Origin of the sequence: Coprococcus ammoniilyticus (assembly GCF_025567345.1) — a bacterium.
Taxonomy (GTDB): Bacteria; Bacillota; Clostridia; order Lachnospirales; family Lachnospiraceae; genus Coprococcus; species Coprococcus ammoniilyticus.
Window position 1 is genome coordinate 64,755 of sequence record NZ_JAOQJS010000002.1, and the last position, 26,870, is coordinate 91,624.

The following is a 26,870-nucleotide window of genomic DNA, read 5'->3' on the forward strand; positions in this document are numbered from 1 at the left end:
CTGCTTCACAAAGATATAAGGAAGATCTATGCAGCAGCCCTGTATCCCTTTCATTACGCAAAACACTTGCGTTCTGTTTTTCACGTAGCGGTACTAAGCTCACTGCTTACAGCAGTTTGCCAAGTACCGACGTGAAAAAAGGTTTGCTGCATGAAAGAATACAGAATCAGGACTTGGCAGATAAAAGGTATTGTTTCTGTCTATGATAAAATTAATGCAAAAATATGCTAAGTTGTATTTAGATATAAGGAAGATCTATGTAGCAGCCCTGTATCCCTTTCATTACCAAAACACTTACGTATTTGATTGACAATGCCCTTATTACAAGCTAAAATATGGTCAGTATAAAAAAATGTAAATTTACTGAAAAAAAAGCTTGCATTTTATCGTAGCTTCTGGTATATTAAACAAGTCGCTAAGATATATGGTTCATTGGTCAAGCGGTTAAGACGTCGCCCTCTCACGGCGAAAACAGGGGTTCGATTCCCCTATGAACTGCTATTTGATAACCTGGAAGTTTTTTCCAGGTTTTTTCTTTTTTATGCATAATCTATAACGCATGATAAAACTGCTTCGAATGAAAGACAGGCGAAAATAAAAACTATATTTATTGGAGGATTCCCATGAAGATTTTTAATACTCTTACAAGAACAAAAGAAGAATTTGTACCGATCAATGAAGGTAAAGTAGGAATCTATGTCTGCGGACCTACCGTATATGATTATATCCACATCGGAAACGCAAGACCAATGATCGTATTTGACACATTGAGACGGTATCTCACATATAAGGGATACGATGTAAATTACGTATCCAATTTTACAGATGTTGATGATAAGATCATCAAACGTGCAAATGAAGAAGGTGTTGATTCCAAGGTGATCTCTGAGCGCTTCATTGCAGAGACAAAGAAGGATATGGCAGCGATGAATGTACAGGAAGCTACGACACATCCAAAGGCTACCGAAGAGATCCCGGATATGATCGAGATGATCAAGACACTGATTGAAAAAGGACATGCATATGAAGTAAATGGCACTGTATATTTCCGTACCAGAAGCTTTGCAGATTATGGTAAATTATCTCATAAGAATATTGATGATCTGGAATCCGGACACAGAGCAGAGAATCATCAGCTTAAGGTTTCCGGTCAGGATGAGAAGGAAGATCCGTTGGATTTCGTTCTCTGGAAGCCAAAGAAAGAGGGAGAACCGTTCTGGGAGTCACCATGGGGTGAAGGAAGACCGGGCTGGCATCTGGAATGTTCTGTTATGTCTAAGAAATATATCGGTGATATCATTGATATCCATGCAGGTGGTGAGGATCTGATCTTCCCACACCACGAAAATGAGATTGCACAGAGTGAAGCAGCAAATGATAAGGAATTTGCAAGATACTGGATGCATAACGGTTTCTTAAAGATCAACAACGAGAAGATGTCCAAGTCACTTGGCAACTTCTTTACAGTAAGAGAGATCGCAGACAAATATCCACTTCAGGTTATCCGTTTCTTTATGCTGTCTGCTCACTACAGAAGTCCATTGAACTTCTCGGCTGATCTGGTAGAGGCATCCAAGAATGGTCTGGAACGTATCCTGACTGCTGTTGACAAGTTAAAGTCACTTGTGCCGGCAGATGTGGAGGGTTCCGATGTTTCTGTCGAGGCAGAATTAGATGGATATACGAAACGATTTGAAGCAGCTATGGACGATGATCTGAATACAGCAGATGCGATCTCAGTTATCTTTGAATTAGTAAAATATACAAATATCAATATTTCAAATGATACACCAAAGAAAACAGTAGATCTGGCGATCCGGACGATTGAGAAGCTGTGTGATATTCTTGGTATCATTACAGAGAGGGAAGAAGAACTGTTAGATTCTGATATCGAGGCTTTGATCAATGAACGTCAGGAAGCAAGAAAAGCAAAGAATTTTGCAAGAGCAGATGAGATCCGTAACATGCTCAGTGATAAGGGCATTATTCTTGAGGATACAAGAGAAGGAGTAAAATGGAAAAGAGCTTAGATCAGTATTTTACTGCGATATTAGGTGTAGAAGATTCCAATCCGGCGGAATATTCCGGGCTGGCGCTTGCTTATATAGGGGACAGTGTATTTGACCTTTTAGTAAAGACCGTTCTGGTATCAAAGGATAACAAACAGGCATTCAAATACCATAAAGAAGCTATTCATATCGTAAATGCAGAGTCACAGGCAGGTTATATCGATCTGTTGGAAGAGAAACTGACCGAGCAGGAAATGGCGATATATAAGCGTGGAAGGAATACAAAGACACATTCCAAGGCAAAGAATGCATCGGTAGGACAGTACAGGAAAGCTACCGGTTTTGAAGCGCTGATTGGCTATCTTTATCTGAATAAAGAATATGACCGTTTATTTGAGTTGACAAGAGACTGCCTGGAATCAAAACAACTGATTGAGCATTTACAATCTGATGATGTGGATTAGAAATGGAGCATAAGCATGGAAGAAAACAGAAATGAAAAGTTTGAGATAGAGGGTAGAAATGCAGTTATGGAAGCATTTCGTTCCGGTAAAACAGTTGACAAGTTATATCTGCAGGATGGCTGTCATGATGGCAGTATCAATTCAATCGTGCGTGAAGCAAAGAAGCAGGAGACGATTATTAATTATGTTTCGAAAGAGAAGCTGAACCAGATGTCTTCGACCGGAAAACATCAGGGTGTGATCGCTCATGTGGCAGCCTATGAATATTCAGCGATCGATGAGATCTTTGCAAAGGCTGAGGAAAAAGGACAGCCGCCATTTATCTTTATTTTGGATGAGATTGAAGATCCTCATAATCTTGGCGCAATCGTTCGTACAGCGAATCTGTGCGGTGCACATGGCGTTATTATTCCGAAACGAAGAGCGGTCGGAATCACAGCAACAGTTGTTAAGGCTTCTGCCGGTGCAATCGCATATACACCGGTGGTTAAGGTAACAAATCTGGCGAAGACGATTGATGAATTGAAAAAACGTGGTATGTGGTTTGCCTGTGCCGATATGGATGGAGAACTGATGTACCGCTGCAATCTGACCGGACCGATGGGACTTGTGATCGGAAATGAGGGTACAGGTGTCAGTCGTCTGGTAAAAGAAAAATGTGATTATGTTGTATCTATACCGATGAGTGGTGATATCGATTCATTAAATGCTTCGGTTGCGGCCGGAGTATTGGGATATGAGGTTGTCCGTCAGAGAATGGGTGTAAAATAGGGGAGTACCAACGCCGTGTGTGTGTATGAAAGAAATACCGATGAAGAAAATATCCGGTTGATCCGGGAAGAAAATGATAATGCCGCTTTTGAATATCTGATCAAAAAGTATATGGGAATCGTAAAGAAAGAGAGTCGTGCCCTGTATATTATCGGTGCAGAAAATGAGGACATCATTCAGGAAGGAATGATAGGGCTCATTAAAGCTATCCGAAGCTTTGACGGAAGCAAAGGGGCATCTTTTTCTACATTTGCAAATCTGTGTATCAAGCGACAGTTGATCACTGCGGTGAAGCTGTCGAACAGGAAGAAGCATTCTCCGCTTAATTATTATGTATCATTTTATACGGAAAATGACGATGATGTTGCGCTTGTGGATGAGCTGCAGGCAGATCAGGCATTTGAACCGGAGAATCAGATGCTTGGGCAGCTGGAATCCCAGAAGCTTGCGGAGACGATTGATAAAAAACTCAGCAAATTTGAAAGACAGGTGTTAGAAGGATATCTTGCCGGAAAAAGCTATGATGAGCTAGCGGAAGCATTTGGAAAGCCGTATAAATCTATCGATAATGCGATCCAGCGAATACGAAAGAAATTACGGGATATAGAACAGGATTAAAGATATAATTCTGGGGGAGCAGCTTATGATAAATTCTATAAATAAAAAGAATGGCCTGAGGAAAGTGATGATCATTGTCGGCATGTGCTTTGTCCTTGGGCTTTTTTCAGGATGTCTGGATTTATCGGATGAAACGAACGAAAATCAGACAGGAAATACAACAGAGAATATAACAGAATCGATTGACAGTACGGAAGCTACGTCAGATGAGCAAATAACTTCGGAAGCGAATATCGGGGGAACAACAGACGATCTTGCCGGACTTACAGTTACTTTCTTAGATGTCGGTCAGGGGAATGCGGTGTTATTTTCCTGTGATGACCATTACATGATGATGGATGGAGGTCCGTCGTCAGCGTCTTCATTTGTCGTGGCATACCTGAAAAAACAGAATATAGAGTCACTTGATTACGTGATCGCGAGCCATTATGATTCCGATCATATAAATGGTCTGGTGGGTGTGTTGAATGTATTTGACACAGAGACTTTTATCGGCCCGGATTATGTTGCAGATACAAAGATCTATGATTCGTTGATTGATAAGCTTGCGGCGCAGAACCTGACTATTACATTCCCAAAGGCAGGGGATTCTTATACCTTTGGTGATGCGGTATTTACAATAGTAGCACCGATTACTTATAGTGATGATAATGAAAATGATAATTCTGTCGGAATTCGTATGACATATGGGGATACTTCATTCCTGATCTATGGGGATGGAGAAGAAGCCGGTGAGCAGGCAATGATCGCATCCGGAGAGGAACTTTCCAGTGACGTTCTGATGGTCAGTCATCACGGCAGCAGAAATGCCACAACAAAAGAGATATTAGAGGCTGTTAAGCCCAGTTATGCGGTAATCAGCGTTGGGGCAGATAATTCATATGGACATCCGACCGAAGAAGTGCTTGATCGTTTGGCAAATGCAGGATGCACGGTGTATCGTACGGATCTGAATGGTACGATTCAGGCGTACAGTGATGGAAAAACAATTACTTTTATACCGGAACGGCAATCAGATATGTCAGGGGTGGGAGAAAATCAGAATCTGTCGGATGATACAACGAAGACAGATAATGTAACAAGAGAGAGTACGACAGAGAAAGTTCAGACGGAAATAGAAGCAGGATCAGAAAAGGCAGCAGAGCATACTTATATTATTAATACAAATACAGGAAAGTTCCATGAGCCGTCCTGCCGTTCAGTAAAGCGCATGAATGACAGCAATAAGAAAGAATATATCGGAAGCCGGGATGATCTGATCACGCAGGGGTATGAGCCATGTAAGATCTGTAATCCATAGGGTATGTTAAGAATGGAAGGATAAACGGATATGAAAAACAATTACAGATTTTTTCAGAATCGGGATTGTGAATTTTTCCCATGTCATAAAATAGAAAATGAAGATTCCTTTAATTGTCTGTTCTGTTATTGCCCCTTGTATCTGAAGGAAAACTGCCTTGGAAGTCCTGATTATATCTTAAATGGGAAAGGACAGAAAATCCGGGATTGCAGTAAATGTACGATCGTACATCGCCCGGAGATGTATGATGCAGTGATTGCACAGTTTCAAAAGCAGGACTGTGTGGTATTCGTCAGTATTTGGGATCTGAAGGATGAAATCATGGCGCGGATCGCAGAGATTGCTTCATGGGAACAGATGGAGCCGGAGAGCAGAAAAGAGCATAAGGATGAAGCCGAGAAAACGGTTATGCGTTTTTTATCCAGATACAATAATCGAAACCGGTATCTGGTACCTGTACTTTTGCAGCCATTTTCCAGAGACTGTATTAAGTCTGATGGATTTATGCTCGGCAAAAAGAATATTTCATGCCGGATACTGGAACGAATAGATCCGTCAAAGATTACACAGGGATATCTGTATGCATTTCATGCCCCGGAGATCCAGATCGAGGAGATGGATTCATTACTTGGAACTTATTATCTGGAAACCTTTCAGATTGCATGTATGGATATTGTAAGAAAATGGATAAGAAAATACCTGGAACGAAAGCACAGTGTAGAGTCGGGGCATTACTGCAGTCATTCTTTTGGACCCGGTTATTATGGAATGCCATTGGAAGCTGCCGGAATTCTTTGCAGCCTGATGGATACGGAACAGGTTGGAATCAGTTGGCATAAAGAACGAATGGAGCCGATGATGAGTCTGGCAGGAATTTATCTGATCAGTGAAGAACCACTGATACAGAACTGGAATGATTGTGAGAACTGTATCGGACAGTCCGTTGGATGTGAATACTGTATAAATAAATCCGGACATTAAAAAAGAGCTACTAACGGGAGTCGGACCCGTGACCTCCACATTACCAATGTGGCGCTCTACCACCTGAGCTATAGTAGCAACAACATTAGTTAATATATAGTAAAATGATGTATTTGTCAATAAGAGATTTACTGAAAGTTATTGAAAATTACTTGAGTTTTGTTGAGTTTTAGAATTTGCAGTTGAGGCTTTATGTAAAATGTGATAGACTTAAAAAAGTCATGCTAATTATATGAAGGAGGCATTAATGATGGCAGAAGAATCAATCGGGAAAAATTTTATTGAACAGATTATTGATAAAGATATAGCGGAGGGCAAGGTAACGAAGGTAGTCACAAGATTTCCTCCGGAACCGAATGGATATTTGCATATAGGACATGCCAAATCCATATTATTGAACTATGGTCTTGCACAGGAATATGGCGGACAGTTTAATCTGAGATTTGACGATACGAATCCAACAAAGGAAAAGACAGAATTTGTAGAATCCATATTAGATGATGTAAGATGGCTGGGTGCCGATTTCGGAGACAGAGTATTCTTTGCATCCAATTATTTTGACCAGATGTATGAAGCAGCAGTCAAATTGATCAAGAAAGGCAAGGCATTTGTATGTGATCTGACGGCAGATGAGATCCGTGAATACCGAGGAACGCTGACAGAGCCGGGTAAAAACAGCCCATACAGAGACAGAAGTATTGAAGAAAATCTTGCATTATTTGAAGCAATGAAGAACGGAGAGTTCCCGGATGGAAGCAAGGTGCTTCGTGCAAAGATCGATATGGCTTCACCGAATATTAATATGCGCGATCCTGTTATCTATCGTGTTGCCCGTATGACACATCATAATACAGGGGATAAATGGTGTATTTATCCAATGTATGATTTCGCTCATCCGATTGAGGATGCGATTGAAGGTGTAACGCATTCTATCTGTACACTGGAATTTGAGGATCACAGACCTTTATATGACTGGGTAGTACGGGAACTGGAATATGAGAACCCACCAAAGCAGATTGAATTTGCAAAGTTATATCTGACAAATGTAGTTACAGGTAAGAGATATATTAAGAAGCTGGTAGAGGATGGTATCGTAGATGGCTGGGATGATCCAAGACTTGTATCGATCGCAGCACTCAGAAGACGAGGATTCACTGCTTCTTCTATTAAGAAGTTTATGGAGTTGGTTGGTATCTCAAAGAGCCAGAGCTCTGTTGATTATGCGATGCTTGAGTATTGTCTGCGTGATGATCTGAAGCTTACAGCAAACCGTTATATGGCAGTCCTGAATCCGATCAAGCTGGTGATCGATAATTATCCGGAGGATCAGGTAGAATATCTGCCGGTTGAAAATAATCAGGAAAATGAGGAAGCAGGCTCCAGAGAAGTTGCATTCAGCAAATATCTCTATATTGAAAGAGATGATTTCATGGAAGAACCGCCTAAGAAATATTTCCGTCTGTTCCCTGGCAATGAGGTACGTCTGAAGAATGCATATTTTGTAACCTGTACAGGATATGAGAAGGATGAAGATGGAAATGTAACAGTTGTTCACTGTACTTATGATCCTGCGACCAAGAGTGGTTCAGGATTCGAAGGAAGAAAGGTAAAAGGAACGATACACTGGGTATCAGCAGAAAGTGCAATTGATGCTGAGGTTCGTTTATATGAGAATATCGTGGATGAAGAAAAAGGTAAGCTGAATGAGGATGGTACTTTGAATCTGAATCCGAATTCATTGACCGTATTACAGGGATGTAAGCTCGAGAAAGCATTTGAAGATGCAAAACCCGGTGAAGCATTCCAGTTCCTTCGTAATGGATTCTTCTGTGTAGATTCCAAAGACTCTACTAAGGAGCATCCTGTATATAACCGTATTGTTTCATTAAAGAGTTCCTATAAGCCGGGAAAATAAAATTTAGTCTATTAAAAGTATGAAAAATGATATATCAGAATTAGAAAACAGAAAATTATATATCCTGATCTCCAAGACACACACAGTTCCTGCAAGAATCATCAAATTCTGGACAAAAGAGCCATATGCACATGCATCCATTGCATTGGATCTGGAGCTTCGGGAGATGTACAGCTTCGCCAGAAAGGGAATCTATAATCCATTCAACTGCGGATTCATTATAGAAGATATTGATACCGGAATATTTGGCAGAGATGTTGAAACAAGCTGTGTTGTTCTGGAACTGACCGTGACAGATAAGCAGTACAGACATGTACTGCAGGAGCTTGCGGCATTTAAAACAAATGCTGATCGCTATCGGTATAATTTTTGGGGACTTTATGGTGTTATACGAAATAAGGCGATTGAGAGGAAATATAATTATTTCTGTTCCCAGTTCGTGGCATGTGTGTTAGAACGTTCTGGTATACATATTCTCGATAAACAACCGGGGCTTGTAAGGCCGGATGATTTTCGGAAGAGCAGTAATGTTAAGGTGATTTACAAAGGCCTGCTCAGAAGATATCGTGAATACCTGTGGACACATGATCTGGCACAGGCATTTGGCGGTCATGTAACCAAACAGGCAATGTAAAAAGGTGACAATATTGCTGTGAATTTTATACTATATAAAAAATACTGTGTACATTACACTCACTATTATGAAGCAAACCTGACCGAACGCCAGTCCTTAGTGAGCCGTATAATACGGCGAACTTAGTACTGCTGCGTTGAGGGTAGAGCGAAAGCGTTTTGCGGAATAATATGTGAAGTGCAATGTACACAGTATTTTTGTGTGTATCCTATGTTTATCAGGCAGTAATATTGTCACTTTTTATTCTACAAATGTATGATTAGCCTTGATTATGCCGCGAGGTAGGGCATCCTTTGAGTTCTTCCATGGTTCATTCTTGAATCGATAGTCGAATTTATCGATGAACCATCCGATATCTCCGTTGACACGTTCCATGTTTTCAAAATATAAGTGATTCAAGGCTTCGATGAATTCTTCACATTGGTTTTTGGACAGCTTTGTGACAGAGGTATCGTAGAGGATACCGTAGTGGTAAGTACAGAAGCCCTTGCTGCTTTTGAAGGTGTCCTTGAATTCAGGATCTTTTTTCCACATATGAAAGATCGTATCGACATAGCGGTCAAAGGTACGATTCATACGGTCACAGATAAAGCAGGAGCTTTCCAGTTCTTTGATATATGCACCAACACCGGAAAAATTTGACTGCTTGGAAAAAAGTCCCGGTTTTGTAGGAGTTCCTTTTTCTGATAAAGCTTTCAGATCCCGGATCGTTTTATCAGTGTGTGTTTTTAACATCAGGGCAAGTCCCAGACGATTCTTTTCTTTATATAACATGCCGATGTGATGGGAGCAGAAGCCCATTTTATCTGTCATAGCACGATTATCGTCTTCCATATAGCTTGGTCCCATCGTATATTCGATGGCATGTTCCTCCAGCGTTTTCTGCATCTGACAGAGAGGACATTCACAGTCTGCATGAAAGGCATCGTTGACAGGTATTGTGTATAATTGTTCAGCCATAGTATTCTCCATTTCTATATATCATTTGGATAGCAGCCTTTGAACAGGCGTTATCCTGTATCATGTCAGAAATCATCGGTTTGATTCCTGTATTAGAAGCATATCATGCAACACCTGAATTTACAAATCAAAATCGCCGGTTTTCGTTCTGAATTCAGGGTATATTTCATATAATGTAAGAGACCTTGTCCATTTAATATATTTTTTATCATTTTAGGGGTTGATTTTTTCCACAAAATGAATACAATAATAATTGTGTTAGCACTCAAGAGATATGAGTGCTAGGAACTGCCGGAGTACATAAGGCAGATAAGAACGGATTTAATATGTTAGGAGGAATATATATTATGAAATTAGTACCATTAGGAGACAGAGTTGTATTAAAACAGTCCGTAGCAGAAGAGACAACAAAATCAGGTATTGTATTACCGGGACAGGCAAAAGAGAAGCCACAGTATGCAGATGTTGTAGAAGTTGGTCCCGGAGCTGTTGTCGATGGCGTTAAGGTTCCTATGGAAGTAAAGGCAGGAGACAGAGTTATTTATTCTAAATACGCAGGAACAGAAGTTAAGCTCGGTGATGATGAATATATCATCGTAAAACAGAGTGACATTCTTGCAGTTGTAAGTGAATAATCAGATAGCAGAAAAACAGTTGGAGGTAGAAAAAAATGGCAAAGGAAATTAAATACGGAGCAGAAGCCAGAAAGGCTCTTGAAGCAGGCGTAAATCAGTTAGCAGATACAGTAAGAGTAACACTTGGACCAAAAGGAAGAAACGTAGTTCTTGCAAAGTCATATGGTTCACCACTTATCACAAATGATGGTGTTACAATTGCAAAGGATATAGAGCTGGAAGATGCATTTGAGAACATGGGTGCTCAGATCGTAAAAGAAGTAGCAACAAAGACAAATGATGTTGCAGGTGATGGTACTACAACAGCTACTGTTCTTGCTCAGGCAATGATCAATGAAGGTATGAAAAACCTTGCAGCAGGTGCTAATCCAATCATCCTCAGAAAGGGTATGAAGAAGGCTTGTGACAAGGCTGTAGAAGCAATTTCAGAGATGAGCCAGACAATCAACGGCAAAGAGCAGATCGCAAGAGTTGCATCTATTTCAGCCGGTGATGATGAAGTTGGACAGATGGTTGCAGATGCTATGGAAAAGGTATCAAACGATGGTGTTATCACGATTGAAGAGTCCAAGTCCATGAAGACAGAACTTGACCTCGTAGAAGGTATGCAGTTCGACAGAGGATATATTTCAGCTTACATGTCAACTGATATGGAGAAGATGGTTGCAGAACTTGATAATCCATACATCCTGATCACAGATAAGAAGATCTCAAATATTCAGGATATCCTTCCGGTACTTGAGCAGATCGTACAGGGTGGTCAGAAGCTTTTGATCATTGCGGAAGATGTAGAAGGTGAAGCACTTACAACATTGATCGTAAACAAGTTAAGAGGTACATTCCAGGTTGTAGCTGTTAAGGCTCCGGGTTATGGTGACAGAAGAAAAGAAATGTTACAGGATATTGCTATCCTTACAAACGGTAAGGTTATTTCCGAAGAACTCGGTTATGATTTAAAGGATACGACATTAGATGACCTTGGCCGTGCTAAGAGTGTAAAGGTAACAAAAGAGAATACAGTTATCGTAGATGGTTTCGGAACCAAGGAAGATATTCAGGGCAGAGTAAATGTTATCAAGGCTCAGCTTGAGGAGACAACATCTGAATTTGATAAAGAGAAGCTTCAGGAAAGACTTGCAAAGCTTGCAGGTGGTGTAGCAGTTATCCGTGTTGGTGCAGCTACTGAGACAGAGATGAAGGAAGCTAAGCTCCGTATGGAAGATGCATTAAATGCTACCAGAGCTGCTGTTGAAGAAGGCATCATCGCAGGTGGTGGATCAGCATATATTCATGCAGCTAAGAAGGTTGCAGAACTGGTTGCAGAACTTGAAGGCGATGAGAAGACAGGTGCTAAGGTAGTTCTTAAGGCTATGGAAGCTCCGTTATTCCACATTTCAGCAAATGCCGGTCTGGAAGGCTCTGTTATCATCAATAAGATCAAAGAATCACAGCCGGGTATCGGTTTTGATGCATACAATGAGAAGTATGTAGATATGATCGAAGCAGGTATCATCGATCCTGTTAAGGTTACAAGAAGTGCTTTACAGAACGCAACATCCGTAGCATCTACATTACTGACAACAGAATCTGTTGTAGCTGATATTAAGGAAGATGCTCCAGCTATGCCGGCAGGTGCAGGTATGGGCGGCGGAATGGGTATGATGTAAAAATAATACATCACTCATAAAGTTCAAATAGAGAATAAAAAGGAAGATAGTATTGTTTATTATCGTGTAAGATACATGATAGTGACATGCTATCTTTCTTTTTTTTATACACGCATAGACCATATTTCCAGACCTAGTGAAACATTTCATGCCGTTTTTCAGACATTTCGTGCATAGAATCCGGTATGGGGAAATGATTATGGTACAATACCAGAAAATAACTTATTTGGAACAACATAATGAGACATGCAGATATAATTATACTATATGTTGTATTATGTGTTGTATTCAGATGAATGAAAGGGGATAAGAAAATATGGTAAGACGACTAAAAGAAAACAAAGTTACAGGCATCCTGACGGCCTTGCTGGTTGGCATTGTTATGTTTGTAGGCATGGGAACAATGAAAGTAAATGCAACAGAATACAGGTCAGGAACGATTGATCCTACGACTCTACAGGTAGGGGATACGGTTTATGTAGGAGCTGAGTTGTCTCCAGACAAACAGATAGTAGTTTGCAAGCAATGTCATATGATCTGGATAACATACGGTGGCTCTTCGCAATATTGGATTGGAGACAGAATCAATTCTATTGTAATGAGATCAGATGCACACAAAGATCATGCCGGTTATGTTGGATATAGTGAGTTTAATTTTTACTTCACAGGAGAATATTTACCTAGTAATACTCCATATACAGTTATGGGAAATTCAAATCTTGGATATACGATTAAATATAATACAAATGGTGGTAGTGCAATAGCGGATGCTGTTAAACAGACACATATACCGAGTACATTTCCAACAACGACCAAAGCTGGATATGATTTTATTGGCTGGTATACAGATGAAAATCTTACACAGCCGGTATCGCGAGAACTTTCAATATTTGAAGATATAACGTTGTATGCAAAGTGGTCGAAATCGAGTGTACACCAGCATACATTTTCTAATAGTTGGAGCAGTAATGCATATGGTCATTGGCATGCGGCAACCTGTGAACATAGTGATTTGAAGGAAGATTTCCAGGAACATTCTTATGGAACTGCAGGTGAAGCCAGATATACATGTTCAATCTGTAAGTATGTAGATGCAGACAAGAAAGCTGCGGCAGATATCGTAGATGCGTCAAATACAGTATTAAAGGCAGATGAAGTGCAGGTCGGAGACAAGATTTATTTTGGTAATCAGTTATCGCCTAATAAATGGATCACTGTATGTAGGAAATGTCATATGATCTGGATCACATCTGCTGACTCTGATCCGGATAATATAGATGTAGGAATCAGTGATGGAGATCAGAAGTGTTATGAGGTTGAGCAGACGGATGAACATAAAGACCATAAAGATGATGTTGGATATGCAGATTTTAATTGGTATACAACAAATTCAAATAGTCCATTAGAGAGAAATGTTCCATATACAGTTATCGAGAATGATAACCTTGGATATAAGATCACATATAACACAAATGGCGGAAGTGAAGTAACTGAAGCTGTACATCAAAAGAAGCTCCCGGATGTGCTTCCAACAACAAGTAAAGCTGGATATGAATTTGCAGGCTGGTATACAGACGAGGCACTCACAAAGGCGGCTATGCCGGGTAAAGCATTAACAGGAAATACAATTCTTTATGCTAAGTGGACGGTGAAGCAGTCCCCTGTTGTAAAAGCAAAACGGACAAAAGCAAATGATCAGGCATTAAGTTCCAAGTTCAATATCACTACAGGAAAGCCGATTAAAGTAACATGGGGCAAGGTTGCAAAAGCAGATGGATATGATGTATATATGGCATATTGTAAGAAGGGAAAATACACCGTTGTTAAGTCTGTAAAATCTGCAAAGACCTTATCTGTGACGATCAATAAGCTGAATAAGAAGGCTGTAAATCAGAAAGATAATGTAAAATGTTATGTAGTTGCATATAAGAAGGTTGCCGGCAAGAAAGTGACCATCGGAAAATCCATTACAGGTCATGCGGTTGGCAAGAAGAATACGACTGTAACAGATGCCAAGAAGATTCAGATAAAGAAATCCGCTTACAGCCTGAAAAAGGGAAAAACAGCTAAGATAAAAGCAACTATTGTTAAAAAGAATAATAAACTTCCACTCTTTGGTCATACAGCAAAATTCAGATATGACACATCAAATAAAAAGGTAGCAACTGTATCCAAAGATGGCAAGATCACAGCAAAAGGAAAAGGCACCTGTTATGTATATATCTATGCAGTAAATGGATGCGCTAAGAAAGTAAAGGTAACAGTTAAATAAAAGTAAATAGAAAGAAGTTGTAAATTCGGCAGTGGCTTGGATGGACAGTAGTCTGAGACCACTGCTGATAAATGTTTCTGATAAATATTTCTAAAATAAGATGTTGACACGCATGGTTACATTTGATAATATTTATCGAGTAACTTAATATTCCATGAGGGAGTAGTTAGCGCGAAAGTGTGATTTGTCAACATTCTGATTATAATAAGAGAGTATAATCTGGCAAATCTTAAATAATGAGACTCATGTATATCGATTAACAGCTTGTGTAATATACACCGGCGGATAATTGATATACATGAGTCTTTTTTAATCTGTCGGACATACTTTATAGTAGTAGACAGTTCGGCTGACATCACTGGTATGGATAGAGAAAAAGGAGAATAATATGGAAAAATTCATTAACAACGCCCCGTTTGCTCTTGTAATTGTAATTCTTGTGATCGGTTTTGTACTGCTGATCAAAGGAGCGGATTTTTTTGTAGAGGGAAGCTCGAGTGTAGCAAAGAGACTGCATGTTCCATCTATAATTATTGGACTTACAATCGTTGCGATGGGAACATCACTTCCGGAAACAGCGGTCAGTGTATCAGCATCAATAGCAGGCAATAATGAACTTGCAGTTAGTAATGTAGTTGGTTCTAATATTTTTAATCTGATGGTTGTTATCGGAGTATGTGCAATATTAGCCACAGTAAATGTTGCAGGAGAAACGATAAAGAGAGATATTCCGCTTTCACTTATATGTGCCGGACTCTTAATGCTTTTAGGAATAATCGGCCTTGGAGACAAAACAGGCATGACGTTGGGACATATGGATGGTGCTATATTTATTGGTTTATTTGCAGGATACATTTTTTACATGATCAGGATTGCATTAAAGGCCAACAAAGAAGGAAAGAAAGTTGAGATTGAAGGTGGCTCGGATGAGGAAATTAAGCTTGTATCCGTTCCGGTCAGTATTCTGTTTATCGTTGGCGGAGCAATAGCGATTGCAGTCGGAGGGGATGTGACCGTTGATGCGGCATCAAGAATTGCAAGTGATCTCGGAATGAGTCAGACACTGATCGGACTTACAATCGTTTCGATAGGCACGTCACTCCCGGAGCTTGTGACCTCAATTGTTGCAGCCAGAAAGAATGAAGTTGATATGGCGCTTGGTAACGCGATCGGTTCAAATATATTTAACATACTTATGGTACTTGGTATTGCATCAGTAATCAGTCCGATCAGTATAATCAGAGAGAATATTATTGATCTGTGTGTACTGGTTGCATTTACTGTGTGTGTATGGATATTCGCAGGGACAAAGAAGAAAATCGGAAGAATCGAAGGTTTGTGTATGGTTGCTCTCTATGCAGTATATGCAGTTTATATTGTAATAAGATAAATGAGGGTATAACAAATGATATTATTTTTAAAGGTATTTTTTATGGAATTCATAGCGGAGATGGGAGATAAGACACAGCTTATGTTGATTGCTCTTACGTCTAAGTACAAATTAAAAGATATCATATTAGGAACTGCTGCTGCAATTCTTGTACTGAATGGTCTGGCGGTTCTTGCAGGTGGACTTGTCAGCGAATTTGTTCCGGAATGGCTCATTAAGAATATTGCAGCACTTGCATTTCTTTACTTCGCAGCATCAACGATTTCCGATGACGACGAAGAGGAAGAAGAAAACGGAAGATCAAAGATCGAGTTTGCGCCATTGGCTGTTTTCTGTATATTTTTTGTAGCTGAGCTTGGAGATAAGACTCAGCTTACCGCTATAACATTTGGTGCGAATGAAGGTATGGGGGCAGCACTTATTATATGGATCGGTTGTTCGCTCGGATTATTTGCAGCGGACATTCTTGGAATGCTGATCGGTTATCTCTTAAAGAGCAAAACTCCGGATGGACTGCTTAATACACTGGCATTTGTGATATTCTCGATATTTGGTGTGTATACACTTTATCAGGGCCTTAAGCTCATCTCTTCAAGTGTTTGCCGGATTCCGGTACTGCTGATACTTATAGCTGTAGTCGTTGTATTTGCGGGCTTATGTGCATTCCTTTTCGTACGGCGAAAAAAGAAAAAAAGAAAAAATACAGGAAACGAATAGAATACAAATCTCATTTCATTAAATAAATAGTCTGGATGTCAACGATAAGATTAACAATTCTGATAGATTATTGCGTGAAATAGTAGAAATAGTGCCATTTTTGTTTGATATTATACAAGAAACACATAAAGATATATCGTATTATTGATAATATATGTTATATTTGTATGTAAGGAGAAAACATGATGGTTGAAAGGAAAACATTATCGCAATTATCTGTGCCAATATGTCTGGAAACTTTATTCTATATGCTTTCAGGGATGGTTGATACACTTATGTTATCATCTGTAAGTGATCAGGCTGTGGGAGCAGTGGGAACAGCAAATACTTATATAGGTGTTTTCATTGTTATGTTTGGAGTGATATCATCGGGTATGATAGCTGTTATGTCACAAAATATCGGAGCGGGAAGACCCGGGATAGCATATCAGGCCAGACAGCTTGGACTTATGTTTAATGCGTTCATAGGTATTCTGATGTCTGTTGTTCTTGCAATTTTTTCCGGTAGAATACTTAGAATAGTAAGTATTGCTCCTGCTTTGTTTGAACCGGCTGAAACATACCTCAAAATTGTTGGTGGAACATGTTTTTTAAATGCGATTATTCCTATTTTTTCCAGTTATTTGAGAGTATTTGGATATACAAAGCATTCCCTGATAGGAACTATTGTTGGAAATGTTCTTAATATAATACTAAATTCGGTATTCTTATTTGTATTTAACTGGGGAGTAATGGGAGTTGCCGTTGCCACGGTTATTTCAAGGGTTGTAAATCTTGTTATTGTAGCGGTGATGGGCGCTGTACTTATAAAAGCAAAACAAAGTCCTGATCGTATTTTGCCGCGAAAGATACTTGCGCAGATTGTTAAAATAGGTTTTCCTTCTGCATTTGAAACAGCACTTTATAATATAGCAATGACATTTATAGTGCGTTTTATGAATCAGATGGATGCGAACGGAATGAATGTCACAGCTCGTTCGTATGCTATGCAGATAGCAAATTTCTCATATTGTGCAGGAGCTGCACTGGCACAGGCTAATGCTATTATGACAGGCTGGAGAATCGGAGCAAAGGAGTTTGAAGAATGTGACAGGGGTATAAAAAAAGCAGAGATATATGGCCTTGTAATAGCCACATGCTTCTCTGTGACATTTGCACTGTCCGGACACATTATAGTGCATATATTTACGGATGATGCACAGATGATAAGTCTTGTTGTAAAATTGTTAATAATAGATATATTCCTTGAACTTGGAAGGGTGACAAATCTTGTGTATAGTCAGGCGCTAAAAACCAGTGGAGATGCAGTTTTTCCGGTTATAATGGGTGCAATTTTCATGTATCTGTTTGCGGTTGGTGGTACATATTTTCTTGGAATACATTTGGGCTTTCTGGCGGTAGGAGCATATATTGCCATGGCAGGTGATGAATGTGCGAGAGCTGTTGGAATGGTGCTTCGATGGAAAAGCGGAAAATGGAAAAGTAAGAGTCTTATAGAACTATAGGAGAGATTATGTATTTTGAATTAAAGGAAAATAAACCACATGGTACAAAGGATGATCCGTTCAGTACATATCATATAGAGAATGCGGGTCAGTCCTTTCAGATACCGGTACATTGGCATGATGAATTCGAAATTATATATGTAAAAAGTGGTTTTTTGACTGTAAATATATCAGGAGAGAACTATATCGGGAAACCCGGGGATGCCTTCGTTGTATCACCGGGCAATCTGCATTTTATGGGTTCAAAGACCGGTACTGTAGATTATTTTACTTTTCTTTTCCCATTGAAATATATATCATTTTATACAGATGATATACTAGATGATAGATTACTTGAGCCGTTAGAGAGTGGTCGCCTGATGATAAGTCCCAGTGTAAAAGATACGATAAAAGAATTGTGTGAGCAGTTAATTGAGATATATAAAACAAAAAAGAGTGAAAGAGAGTTGAACATAGCGACGCAGATAAAGACCAAAATAATTCTTTTACAATTTATTCTTGAAATGTGGGAAAAGGGATTTATAGTAGAAAATAACACAAGTGGTAGAAATATTGTAGAAAAAGAAATGGTCTCGTATATACAGCAGAATTTTACAGGAAAAATATCATTAAGAGAATTTGGGGAGCAATTTCATCTTTCTGAAAAATATATATCCAGATATTTTAAGGAGCATTTTCATATTACACTTTCACAATATGTGGCGTATTTACGGTTAGAGTATGCAAAACAGCTGTTGCAAGACACTGATATTTCTGTTACAGAGGCAGCAATGCGGAGTGGTTATCAAAATATAAGCTATTTTATCAGAAGTTTTAAAAAAACATACGGAGTTTCTCCGTTAAAATACAGAAAAAAGCAAGTTGACTGTATGCAATAACATTGTATTGGCTGCGTTAGCTCTGATTTTGTAACGTTTTACGTTTTATGGAGGAAAATGATAATGTCAAAAGATGAATATTTAATTACAGATGCCCCTATAAAAGCACTGACTGTATTTGCAATGCCTATGATTCTGGGTAGCTTCTTTCAACAGGTATACAATATGGCAGATTCAATCATTGTTGGTCAGTATGTCGGTGCTCCTGCACTTGCGGCAGTTGGCGCCTGTGCCGCACTGACAAATGTTTTTATCTGTATAGCACTCGGTGCCGGGGTAGGGGCGGGGGTGCTCGTAAGTCGCTATTTTGGTGCCCAAGATTATAGCAAAATGAAAACTATTGTATCAACATCCTTGATCAGCTTTTTGATTTTAAGCGTACTTTTGGGTATCTTCGGTTTTTGTTTTTCTCGCTTTATGATGACTGCATTACAAACACCTGCTGATATACTGGAGGAAGCAGTGTTGTATCTTCGCGTTTATTTTGTGGGATTTCCGTTTTTGTTTATGTATAACATTCTTTCAACGATGTTTAACTCAATCGGTGAATCGAAGATTCCGTTAGGCCTTTTGATAGTTTCTTCTATTTTGAATATTTTTATGGACATTTGGCTGGTGGCCGGTCTTGGTCTGGGTGTGTTCGGGGCCGCTCTCGCAACTCTTATTGCACAGGGAATTTCCGCCGTGTTCTCGCTTTTGATTTTCTTTAGCCGGATGCGTCGATATAAAAGTCCCTTTAACTGGTTTGACAGGCAGGAACTATCTTCTATGCTTCAAATTGCCGTTCCGTCTGTTCTGCAGCAGTCTACAGTGTCAATTGGTATGATGATCGTACAGGCTGTTGTAAATCCATTCGGCACGCAGGCGCTTGCAGGTTATGCAGCAACGATGAGAGTAGAGAATGTTTTTTCATTGATATTCGTATCCATTGGTAATGCAGTTTCACCATATGTTTCCCAGAACTATGGTGCAAAGAAAATTGAACGTATCAAAAAAGGATATCATGCTGCGTTGGTGTTGGATGTATGTTTTGCAGTGCTTGCTTTTGTAGTTATTGAAACACTGCACACACAAATTTCTTCGCTATTTCTTGGTAAAGATGGAACTGCTTTGGCGTATCAGGTGTCTGGTGATTATATGAGATGGCTTGGTTATTTTTTCATTTTTATGGGTATTAAGATGGCAACTGACGGAGTCCTTCGCGGACTTGGAATTATGCGTCCGTTTCTCATTGCAAATATGGTAAACCTTGCGATACGCTTGTCGGTTGCATTGATTTTTGCACCCCGTTTCGGTATTGCGTTTGTCTGGCTTGCTGTACCGGCCGGCTGGCTTGCAAACTTTCTGATTTCGTATGTGGCACTTAGAAAAAGCTGGAGAATTCAACTAAAATTATACAGCAATTAATAAAGGAAAGAAGTTGGAATGATATAAAAGAATTTGAGTGATTAAAATCAATTTACACGTTTGTAAGAGATGAAGATCATAGAGTGTGGTTTTGTCAGTTTACATAGCATAAATCTCAATTAGTTTTATTGCTTTTTTCTTGATAATTACATATAATGTAAACGAGCAAGTACACTTGCTTGATTTAAGTGCGTTGCTACTTTGAGTGCAAACCTTTAATTTAAGTGCTTTGCAGCTTAAAATGCGAATTGTTAATTTCAGGGAGATAAGATGATTAGCTCCCTGTTTTGCTATACTATGGAGATAAAAATGAAAAACAAATCGGTGAATGCGTTCTATACGGCTGAGATTTTAGCACTTGTAGTTGCTTTGATTTTCTTTGCGGCCGGGTATGCCGAAGGTGGTCGGATATGCCTGTAAGAAGAATCATACAAAAGGAACTGTAACATATCAAAGTTCTCGGCAGAGCTCCAATCATGTCAAGGTACATAGCGGAAATGATGTCAGAAATTACAAATCACGTTATGGGAAAGGCATCCGGTCAACTTATACGGTGCTGCAGATTAAGGCGAATTCGCCTGTCAATGGTGCCGATGTGTTCTGGTATGAGGAAAATTGCAGCACTCTGGGCAGTAAGAATGTTTATATAGGCTATAATGATAATTCCATGTTGGTCTTATCACAGTTTGAACTGGTAATGACGATTATAAGCGGTGCATTTTTATTATTACATGCAGTTTCTGCGCTGTTAATCAGTAAGAAAAATTCATATGGAGGGAAGCTTTTCTGGTTTTTTAAATTTTGACCAATCCTGCCGGAAGTCATTTTATATTATGACAGAATTAAGTTGATAAAACAGAAAAATTAGAAATTTTAGAGGTATAAAGAATGATAAATTTAGTAGCACTTCCGTGTTTATGTGTAGATGTTTTTGATGGAACTGATGAACTATATGCTGGCGGTGAAGCCCTTAATTTTGCAGTCCATGCATCAAAATTTGAGGAGTTCAATGTTTCAATATTGGGTGCAGTTGGACAGGATTCTTACGCAAAATTTATTATGGATTCTATTTCTGATAAGAGAATAGATGTAAGCCACGTAAGAGTAGAAAAGGATAAAGTAACAGCGAATAATCGTACATATCTTACAGCTGGCGGTGACAGATATTACAAAGATGATTCATGGACGGGTGATATTGTTGATAAAATGATATTGAACCATGATGAATTGGAGTTTATCAAAAAATCAGATGTTGTATTTGTACATTTTTGGGCAGGCTGTTTTGGACAAATTATAGATTTAAAAAAGAATAACAATTTCAGATTGGCAGTGGATTTTGTAGAATGTCGTAATTTTAAAGAAATGGAAAAATATGCACCATATATAGATTATTTCATGATTAGTGGAGAGAAATCAATTCTCCCAATATTTGAAGCGTTTTCAGAGAAGTATAAAGGGCTATTTAATGTGTCTTTAGCTGATAAAGGAAGTGTTACATATCATAATGGTGAAAAGTATTTTGTTCAAGCTAATAAAGTTAAAGAAGTAATTGATACTACAGGTTGTGGAGATAGTTACCATGCAGGCTTTGTATGTTCACATTTGATAAATGGGAATATTTATGAGGCTATGAGAGTTGGGACAGAATTAGCAACAGAGACGCTGTCTCATTATGGTGGATTTTAAGAAGAAGAGAGTCTTTTGGAGTTCCTGAATTTCAATGATGGTTGGAACAGTATTGGATAATCTGTTACGGTGAAAAGAATTGTTATGAGAAAACAGCATATATTTCTTTTTATAACAACCAACGGATGAATGCGGTATAAATTATTTATGCTGGATGTCGGATTACTGGGGGCATTAAGTGAGTTGCCGGTGACATCTATATTGGAAGGAAATGATATTTTTATGGAATTCAAGGGTGCTCTCACAGAGCAATATGTATTGCAGCAGCTGATTTCAGATACGCCGTACGCACCATATTATTATGGAACTGAGAAAGCTGTACGTTTTTCGACTCTAAAGTATATGGATCAGGAATGGATGGTAAATATACCATTGTATGCGGTATGTAATTTATAAATATCAGTTTGTATAAGGGAATCGTGAAAATGGATATTAGATATAAAAGACTTACAGAAAAAGAACTGAATACGTTTATTCATATGAGGATAAATCAGCTTAGAGAAGAAGGTGCTAAAGAAAAGATAGATTTGGTTCCTGCATTGAAGGAATATTATACTCGACATATGGCGGATGGAACATTTGTATCTTGGCTTGCTCTTGATGAGGAAAATATTATTGGAACAAGCGGGATGTCATTTGTGGAGAAGCCTCCCTATTTTGGATGTCCAAGTGGAAAGATAGGATTGTTGTCCAGTATGTTTACTAATCCGGAATATAGAAGAAGAGGTATTGCAAAGGAACTGCTATCCCGCGTTATAGATGACGCCAGGGAATATGGCTGTGGAACAATACAGATTACAGCGTCTGATATGGGAGTTAAATTATATACGGATTTTGGATTTGTACATAATGGTAACTTCATGCAATATAAACTTTAACGGCTATAGATATGCGTTTATTGAAAATGTTGTGACACATTCAGACTATAGAGGACACGGCTATGCTACGAAATGCTTGGAATATGCAAAGTACATAGCGGAGCAGAATAACTGCTTTAAGATGATGCTTCTGACAGGATCAAAAAAGGAAAGTACATTAAGATTTTATGAGAATGCAGGATATAATAGTTCTGATAAAACTGCTTTTATTCAGTGGCTTGAATAACAATAGTTAAAGAACACTATGAGATAGTTGGAACAATTTTACGAGAGAAATATTTCCAGAAAGAGATATTAAGGTGAATTATGGGATTATTTGATAAATTAAAAAGAGAAAAAAACAATTTGACGATTGGTGCGATCATAGGCAAAGAGTATGAGCAGCAGTATTTTGATGAGTGTAAATATATTTGGAAAAATTATGTTCCGCAAGCTGGACAAGCAGATAATCTGCAGGGAGAATTATTAAGAGAAATAGAAAAGATTCGATGTGAAGCCCAGGACAATGGAAATATTAACTGGGATGATGACTATTCCTATTTTTGTGATTTTATCAGTGAAAAATTAACGGAACAACCTATTTTTTCAGAAGTCGAGAAACAAGAAATTAATTTAATAATGGCTTACATAAAAGAATGTGGAACATACGCCCAAAAATTCTACAGCGGAAAAAAATCAAAGAACAATGTGGATATGGAGAAGATTGCATATGTGAATGATAATTTGTACGATAGAATCTGCGATAAAATAGGACGCCTACATAAAGAAAATGGGGAGCCGATGCCATACGAGAAAAATGACGATATTGTGAGATGATTTCAAAAAGAGTGTTGGAGAAAAAGCTTTTATGAAAAGCTTGGCTTTGAGGCAAATACGGAGGTAATGTTATTATGATATTGTGCTTTTCCGGAACTGGTAATAGTCGTTATATAGCAAAGAAAATTGCAGATGAATTGCAGGACGAGATTGTAGATATGAATGCAAAAATCAAGGCAACAGATTATTCGCCAATGAAAACAGGCAGAAATATAATCGTAGTGGTTCCAACTTATGCGTGGCGTATTCCACAAATTGTATCGGAGTGGCTTTGTAAAACGGAACTGCTTTCTGCAGAACGCATTTGGTTCGTGATGGACTGTGGAGGCGAGATTGGGAATGCAGCGAAATATAATCGGCGCCTTGCGGAGCAAAAACATTTATGGTATATGGGTACAGCTCAGGTTATTATGCCGGAAAATTATATTGCTATGTTTGGTGCACCGAAAGCAGAAGAAGCAAGAAAGATTGTTAGAAATGCGGAACCTGCTATTATGGATATAATTGCGCACATTAAGGCAGAGCAACCGTTCGCTGTACCAAGAAACAATCTTTATGACCGGTTAATGAGTGGTCCGGTAAATCCGATTTTTTATCATTTCTTTGTGAAATCTGATGCATTTCGTACGGATGCTGCCTGTGTCGGTTGTGGTCAATGTGTTAAGAACTGTCCATTGAACAACATTACGCTTAAGGACAGAAAGCCTGTATGGGGAAAGCAATGCACTCATTGTATGGCTTGTATTTGTTATTGCCCTACAGAAGCTATTGAGTATGGGAAAAAGAGTGTTGGAAAGCCGCGTTACCATTTTGAAAAAATATTCTAAGAGTAATATTGATTGTAATCACGGTTATTGCATTATTCGTGATAATATCATTGGTTCGCCATAAAGTATGCAGTTCAAGAGAAAAAGATTTATTAACTCCGTTAGGTGAACTGGTAGAAGTCAACGGGCACAAGATGAGCGTATATACAGAGGGGGATGGTGATAAAACGCTTGTGTTCATGTCCGGAGGTGGAACCTGCTCACCAATATTGGATTTTAAGTCTTTGTATTCGCTGCTTAGCAATGATTATAAAATCGTTGTAGTGGAAAAATTCGGTTATGGCTTTAGTGATGTTGTAGACGAAAACAGGGATATCGATACGATGTTAAGCGAAACAAGAATGGCACTTGATAAAGCCGGAATAAAAGGACCATATGTGCTTTGCCCCCATTCAATGTCCGGACTTGAGGCTTTATACTGGGCACAGAAGTATCCGGAAGAAGTTGAGGCTATTGTTGGTTTGGATATGGCAGTACCAGACTATTATGATGAAATGAACATTAATATTCCTATTATGAAATTAGGGCAGTATGGTGCGGCACTTGGAATCACCAGATGGATACCGAGCCTTGCCGAGAGCGATGCAATCAAAGCCGGAACATTGTCTGAAAAGGAAAAAGAGATTTACAGAGCAGTATTTTATCAAAAAACTGCAACTGTAACGATGATCGATGAAGTAAAAGCTGTAAAACAGAATGCAAATATTGTAAAAGAAAACGGAATTCCGCAGGTGCCGATGTTATTGTTTATTTCTGACGGCTCCGGTGGAACCGGTTTTACAAAAGAAAAGTGGAGAAGTATTCCCGAAAATTATATTTCAGGTTGTGACAATGCAGGTTATATTGAATTGGATTGTCCGCATTATGTCCACGACTACAAATATGATGAGATAAGTAAAGAAATCAGGAAGTTTATTCAGTGAATGGAACAGGTGGTACATATGACTGTGTTGCTTTAATGGCATATTATGTCATTTGCAAATCAGTGACAAATCTTTCCGAGATAGAAGAAATAAATGAGACCTTATGGAGGATAGAAAATGGTAAAACCTATTGTAAAAGATATTCTTTTTCTGGGACAGAAATCCGTTCCGGCGACACCGCTTGATATGAATGTGGTAAATGATCTTCGTGATACATTAGCTGCAAACTGTGAGCGTTGTGTCGGAATGGCAGCAAATATGATCGGGTATAAGAAAAATGTGATCATTGTAAGTGCCGGACCTGTAGATATGATTATGATCAATCCTGTAATCTGTTCAAAGAGTGGACGTTATGAAACAGAGGAAGGTTGTCTGTCATTAGAGGGAAAACGAAAAACAACGCGGTATAAGAAGATAGAGGTAGAGTTTCAGGATGCTGGTTTTGTAAAAAGAAAGATGGCGTTTGAGGGATTTGTGGCACAGATTATTCAGCATGAGGTGGATCACTGTAATGGGATAGTGATATAACAGGAGACAAACATGGAAAAAGACTCAGGCAAATGGATCATGTATGGTGTAGACTGGGATGATCCGGAGTGTATTCATACAGTAGATGAGGCAATAGAATATATAAATGAGATTGGCTTCCTACCGCTTTTTAGAAATGATATACCGGGATTTTCGCTGGAAGAACGAACCGTGCCGGAGTACTGGTGGTGTGAGGATGTTGACAGAGATCCATGGATGTGGCGGGCGGTTATCGCAAGAAGACATGACATCGTATATGGCAAGTTTTTTAATAAAAAGGCAGGTTTTATATCGAGAAAATGGCTTCCTGTATTTGCCAATTACAGACGGGATGGATATGATTTTGATGCGCTGTATGAGGATGGAAAAGCCCCGAATAAGCATAAAAAGATCATGGATCATTTTATGGAAGAACATGTGGATACAGAACTGTATTCCAACGAACTGAAGAAAATGGCAGGGTACGGAAAAGACGGCGAAAAGGGATTTGATGGAGCTGTCACCAATCTTATGATGCAGATGTACCTTTGTAATTGCAACTTCAGAAAACGTGTAAATAAAAAAGGACTGGAGTATGGTTGGGATGTGGCGGTTTACTCGTCTCCGGAACATATCTATGGGTATGATTATGTAACCTCCTGTTACAAGGATGATCCGCAGGAGTCATGGAATACGATCATCCGGCACATGCATGATATTTATCCGATCGCAACAGATGCACAGATAAAAAAACTTTTGAAATAGAATCAAAGAAATTAATGATCTTCATGTAGAAGGTCTGCCTGAGGTAAAAAGACTGAATGCCCTTGTTGGAGAATATGTGAATTTAGAATACAGGCTTCCGAATGGAGAAAAAGTGAAATTCCTGGATGACCGGAAAACATATTTAGGCAATCAGCTTGAATGTGAATTTGGTGGAGACAGATACTTTGGAGTTCTTGCAGATATGGATTTTATTCTGATTTCAACATATGAAGCTCAGGGCAAAGATCCGGAACTGATAATTTACAAAAAAAGATAATTGCTTGACAAATCATTTTTTTGTGCTATACTTCATGCCAACAGAATAGTAAAAAATAAGTACGCAAG

General features: G+C 38.9%; 27 protein-coding genes and 2 tRNA genes. 27 read left to right on the plus strand and 2 right to left on the minus strand.

Annotated features, from left to right (window positions below; all coding sequences use genetic code 11):
- Positions 1-426: 426 nt before the first annotated feature.
- The 7 genes from OCV60_RS02775 (at position 427) to OCV60_RS12925 (ending at position 6,143) form a co-directional block, all read left to right on the plus strand.
- Positions 427-498: transfer RNA gene (locus OCV60_RS02775), tRNA-Glu, on the plus strand.
- Between the two features lie 125 nt (positions 499-623).
- Positions 624-2,030, plus strand: coding sequence for a cysteine--tRNA ligase (gene cysS, locus OCV60_RS02780; protein ID WP_262529250.1), 1,407 nt, complete (start codon positions 624-626; stop codon positions 2,028-2,030).
- A complete protein-coding gene (locus OCV60_RS02785) occupies positions 2,015-2,473 on the plus strand; it encodes a Mini-ribonuclease 3 (protein WP_008401608.1) in 459 nt (152 codons plus the stop codon). Before cysS ends, OCV60_RS02785 begins: the two co-directional genes overlap by 16 nt.
- Positions 2,474-2,488: 15 nt before the next feature.
- Positions 2,489-3,244 carry a 23S rRNA (guanosine(2251)-2'-O)-methyltransferase RlmB gene (gene rlmB / locus OCV60_RS02790; protein ID WP_008401609.1) on the plus strand — a complete coding sequence of 252 codons (756 nt, stop codon included), beginning with the start codon at positions 2,489-2,491 and terminating at the stop codon, positions 3,242-3,244.
- 15 nt (positions 3,245-3,259) lie between these two features.
- Positions 3,260-3,862, plus strand: coding sequence for a sigma-70 family RNA polymerase sigma factor (locus OCV60_RS02795; RefSeq protein ID WP_117807699.1), 603 nt, complete (start codon positions 3,260-3,262; stop codon positions 3,860-3,862).
- A gap of 25 nt (positions 3,863-3,887) precedes the next feature.
- Positions 3,888-5,162 (plus strand): ComEC/Rec2 family competence protein, encoded by a 1,275-nt coding sequence (locus OCV60_RS02800; RefSeq protein ID WP_262529251.1) that lies wholly within the window; start codon positions 3,888-3,890, stop codon positions 5,160-5,162.
- Positions 5,163-5,192: 30 nt separating this feature from the next.
- The gene (locus OCV60_RS12925; protein WP_021943263.1) at positions 5,193-6,143 is read left to right on the plus strand and encodes a cysteine-rich small domain-containing protein; all 951 of its coding nucleotides are present in this window, start codon (positions 5,193-5,195) and stop codon (positions 6,141-6,143) included.
- Positions 6,144-6,148: 5 nt separating this feature from the next.
- Here OCV60_RS12925 and OCV60_RS02810 read toward each other — a convergent pair.
- Positions 6,149-6,221: transfer RNA gene (locus OCV60_RS02810), tRNA-Thr, on the minus strand.
- 172 nt (positions 6,222-6,393) lie between these two features.
- On the opposite strand from OCV60_RS02810, the gene OCV60_RS02815 reads away from it, so the two are divergent.
- Complete coding sequence (locus OCV60_RS02815; protein ID WP_044946142.1) at positions 6,394-8,058, plus strand: glutamine--tRNA ligase/YqeY domain fusion protein; 1,665 nt, start codon at positions 6,394-6,396, stop codon at positions 8,056-8,058.
- 19 nt (positions 8,059-8,077) lie between these two features.
- Complete coding sequence (locus tag OCV60_RS02820; protein ID WP_021943265.1) at positions 8,078-8,692, plus strand: hypothetical protein; 615 nt, start codon at positions 8,078-8,080, stop codon at positions 8,690-8,692.
- A 240-nt stretch (positions 8,693-8,932) separates the two neighbouring features.
- Here OCV60_RS02820 and OCV60_RS02825 read toward each other — a convergent pair whose 3' ends face one another.
- Positions 8,933-9,652 (minus strand): DUF6062 family protein, encoded by a 720-nt coding sequence (locus OCV60_RS02825; RefSeq protein WP_021943266.1) that lies wholly within the window; start codon positions 9,650-9,652, stop codon positions 8,933-8,935.
- A gap of 347 nt (positions 9,653-9,999) precedes the next feature.
- Here OCV60_RS02825 and OCV60_RS02830 point away from each other — a divergent pair, with 347 nt between their 5' ends.
- From OCV60_RS02830 to OCV60_RS02915, 18 genes are all read left to right on the plus strand, one after another.
- Positions 10,000-10,287, plus strand: coding sequence for a co-chaperone GroES (locus tag OCV60_RS02830; RefSeq protein WP_021943267.1), 288 nt, complete (start codon positions 10,000-10,002; stop codon positions 10,285-10,287).
- A gap of 35 nt (positions 10,288-10,322) precedes the next feature.
- Positions 10,323-11,954 carry a chaperonin GroEL gene (gene groL, locus OCV60_RS02835; RefSeq protein WP_117807695.1) on the plus strand — a complete coding sequence of 544 codons (1,632 nt, stop codon included), beginning with the start codon at positions 10,323-10,325 and terminating at the stop codon, positions 11,952-11,954.
- A gap of 316 nt (positions 11,955-12,270) precedes the next feature.
- On the plus strand, positions 12,271-14,226 hold the full coding sequence (locus OCV60_RS02840; protein ID WP_262529252.1) for an InlB B-repeat-containing protein: 1,956 nt from the start codon (positions 12,271-12,273) through the stop codon (positions 14,224-14,226).
- Positions 14,227-14,614: 388 nt separating this feature from the next.
- On the plus strand, positions 14,615-15,616 hold the full coding sequence (locus tag OCV60_RS02845; RefSeq protein WP_008402794.1) for a calcium/sodium antiporter: 1,002 nt from the start codon (positions 14,615-14,617) through the stop codon (positions 15,614-15,616).
- A gap of 15 nt (positions 15,617-15,631) precedes the next feature.
- Positions 15,632-16,333, plus strand: coding sequence for a TMEM165/GDT1 family protein (locus OCV60_RS02850; protein ID WP_262529253.1), 702 nt, complete (start codon positions 15,632-15,634; stop codon positions 16,331-16,333).
- A gap of 182 nt (positions 16,334-16,515) precedes the next feature.
- The gene (locus OCV60_RS02855; protein ID WP_117784938.1) at positions 16,516-17,838 is read left to right on the plus strand and encodes an MATE family efflux transporter; all 1,323 of its coding nucleotides are present in this window, start codon (positions 16,516-16,518) and stop codon (positions 17,836-17,838) included.
- Between the two features lie 8 nt (positions 17,839-17,846).
- Positions 17,847-18,716, plus strand: coding sequence for an AraC family transcriptional regulator (locus OCV60_RS02860; RefSeq protein ID WP_262529255.1), 870 nt, complete (start codon positions 17,847-17,849; stop codon positions 18,714-18,716).
- Between the two features lie 6 nt (positions 18,717-18,722).
- Positions 18,723-20,123 (plus strand): MATE family efflux transporter, encoded by a 1,401-nt coding sequence (locus OCV60_RS02865; RefSeq protein WP_330659697.1) that lies wholly within the window; start codon positions 18,723-18,725, stop codon positions 20,121-20,123.
- A gap of 888 nt (positions 20,124-21,011) precedes the next feature.
- The gene (locus OCV60_RS02870) at positions 21,012-21,809 is read left to right on the plus strand and encodes a PfkB family carbohydrate kinase (protein ID WP_173788608.1); all 798 of its coding nucleotides are present in this window, start codon (positions 21,012-21,014) and stop codon (positions 21,807-21,809) included.
- Between the two features lie 129 nt (positions 21,810-21,938).
- Positions 21,939-22,205, plus strand: coding sequence for a DUF4143 domain-containing protein (locus tag OCV60_RS02875; protein ID WP_262529258.1), 267 nt, complete (start codon positions 21,939-21,941; stop codon positions 22,203-22,205).
- Between the two features lie 29 nt (positions 22,206-22,234).
- Positions 22,235-22,687 carry a GNAT family N-acetyltransferase gene (locus tag OCV60_RS02880; RefSeq protein ID WP_021943279.1) on the plus strand — a complete coding sequence of 151 codons (453 nt, stop codon included), beginning with the start codon at positions 22,235-22,237 and terminating at the stop codon, positions 22,685-22,687.
- On the plus strand, positions 22,659-22,913 hold the full coding sequence (locus tag OCV60_RS02885; RefSeq protein ID WP_330659683.1) for a GNAT family N-acetyltransferase: 255 nt from the start codon (positions 22,659-22,661) through the stop codon (positions 22,911-22,913). The genes OCV60_RS02880 and OCV60_RS02885 overlap by 29 nt, the downstream gene beginning before the upstream one ends.
- Positions 22,914-22,993: 80 nt before the next feature.
- Positions 22,994-23,503 carry a hypothetical protein gene (locus OCV60_RS02890; RefSeq protein ID WP_262529260.1) on the plus strand — a complete coding sequence of 170 codons (510 nt, stop codon included), beginning with the start codon at positions 22,994-22,996 and terminating at the stop codon, positions 23,501-23,503.
- A gap of 74 nt (positions 23,504-23,577) precedes the next feature.
- Positions 23,578-24,330 carry an EFR1 family ferrodoxin gene (locus tag OCV60_RS02895; protein WP_118675144.1) on the plus strand — a complete coding sequence of 251 codons (753 nt, stop codon included), beginning with the start codon at positions 23,578-23,580 and terminating at the stop codon, positions 24,328-24,330.
- An 8-nt stretch (positions 24,331-24,338) separates the two neighbouring features.
- Positions 24,339-25,253, plus strand: a complete 915-nt coding sequence (locus tag OCV60_RS02900; protein ID WP_262529261.1) for an alpha/beta hydrolase — start codon at positions 24,339-24,341, stop codon at positions 25,251-25,253.
- Between the two features lie 117 nt (positions 25,254-25,370).
- Entirely contained in the window at positions 25,371-25,781 is a 411-nt protein-coding gene (locus OCV60_RS02905) for a peptide deformylase (RefSeq protein WP_117784927.1), read from the plus strand.
- A gap of 12 nt (positions 25,782-25,793) precedes the next feature.
- Positions 25,794-26,525, plus strand: a complete 732-nt coding sequence (locus tag OCV60_RS02910) for an AlkZ-related protein (protein ID WP_117784926.1) — start codon at positions 25,794-25,796, stop codon at positions 26,523-26,525.
- 76 nt (positions 26,526-26,601) lie between these two features.
- Complete coding sequence (locus OCV60_RS02915) at positions 26,602-26,802, plus strand: hypothetical protein (protein ID WP_262529263.1); 201 nt, start codon at positions 26,602-26,604, stop codon at positions 26,800-26,802.
- The last annotated feature ends 68 nt before the right edge of the window (positions 26,803-26,870 follow it).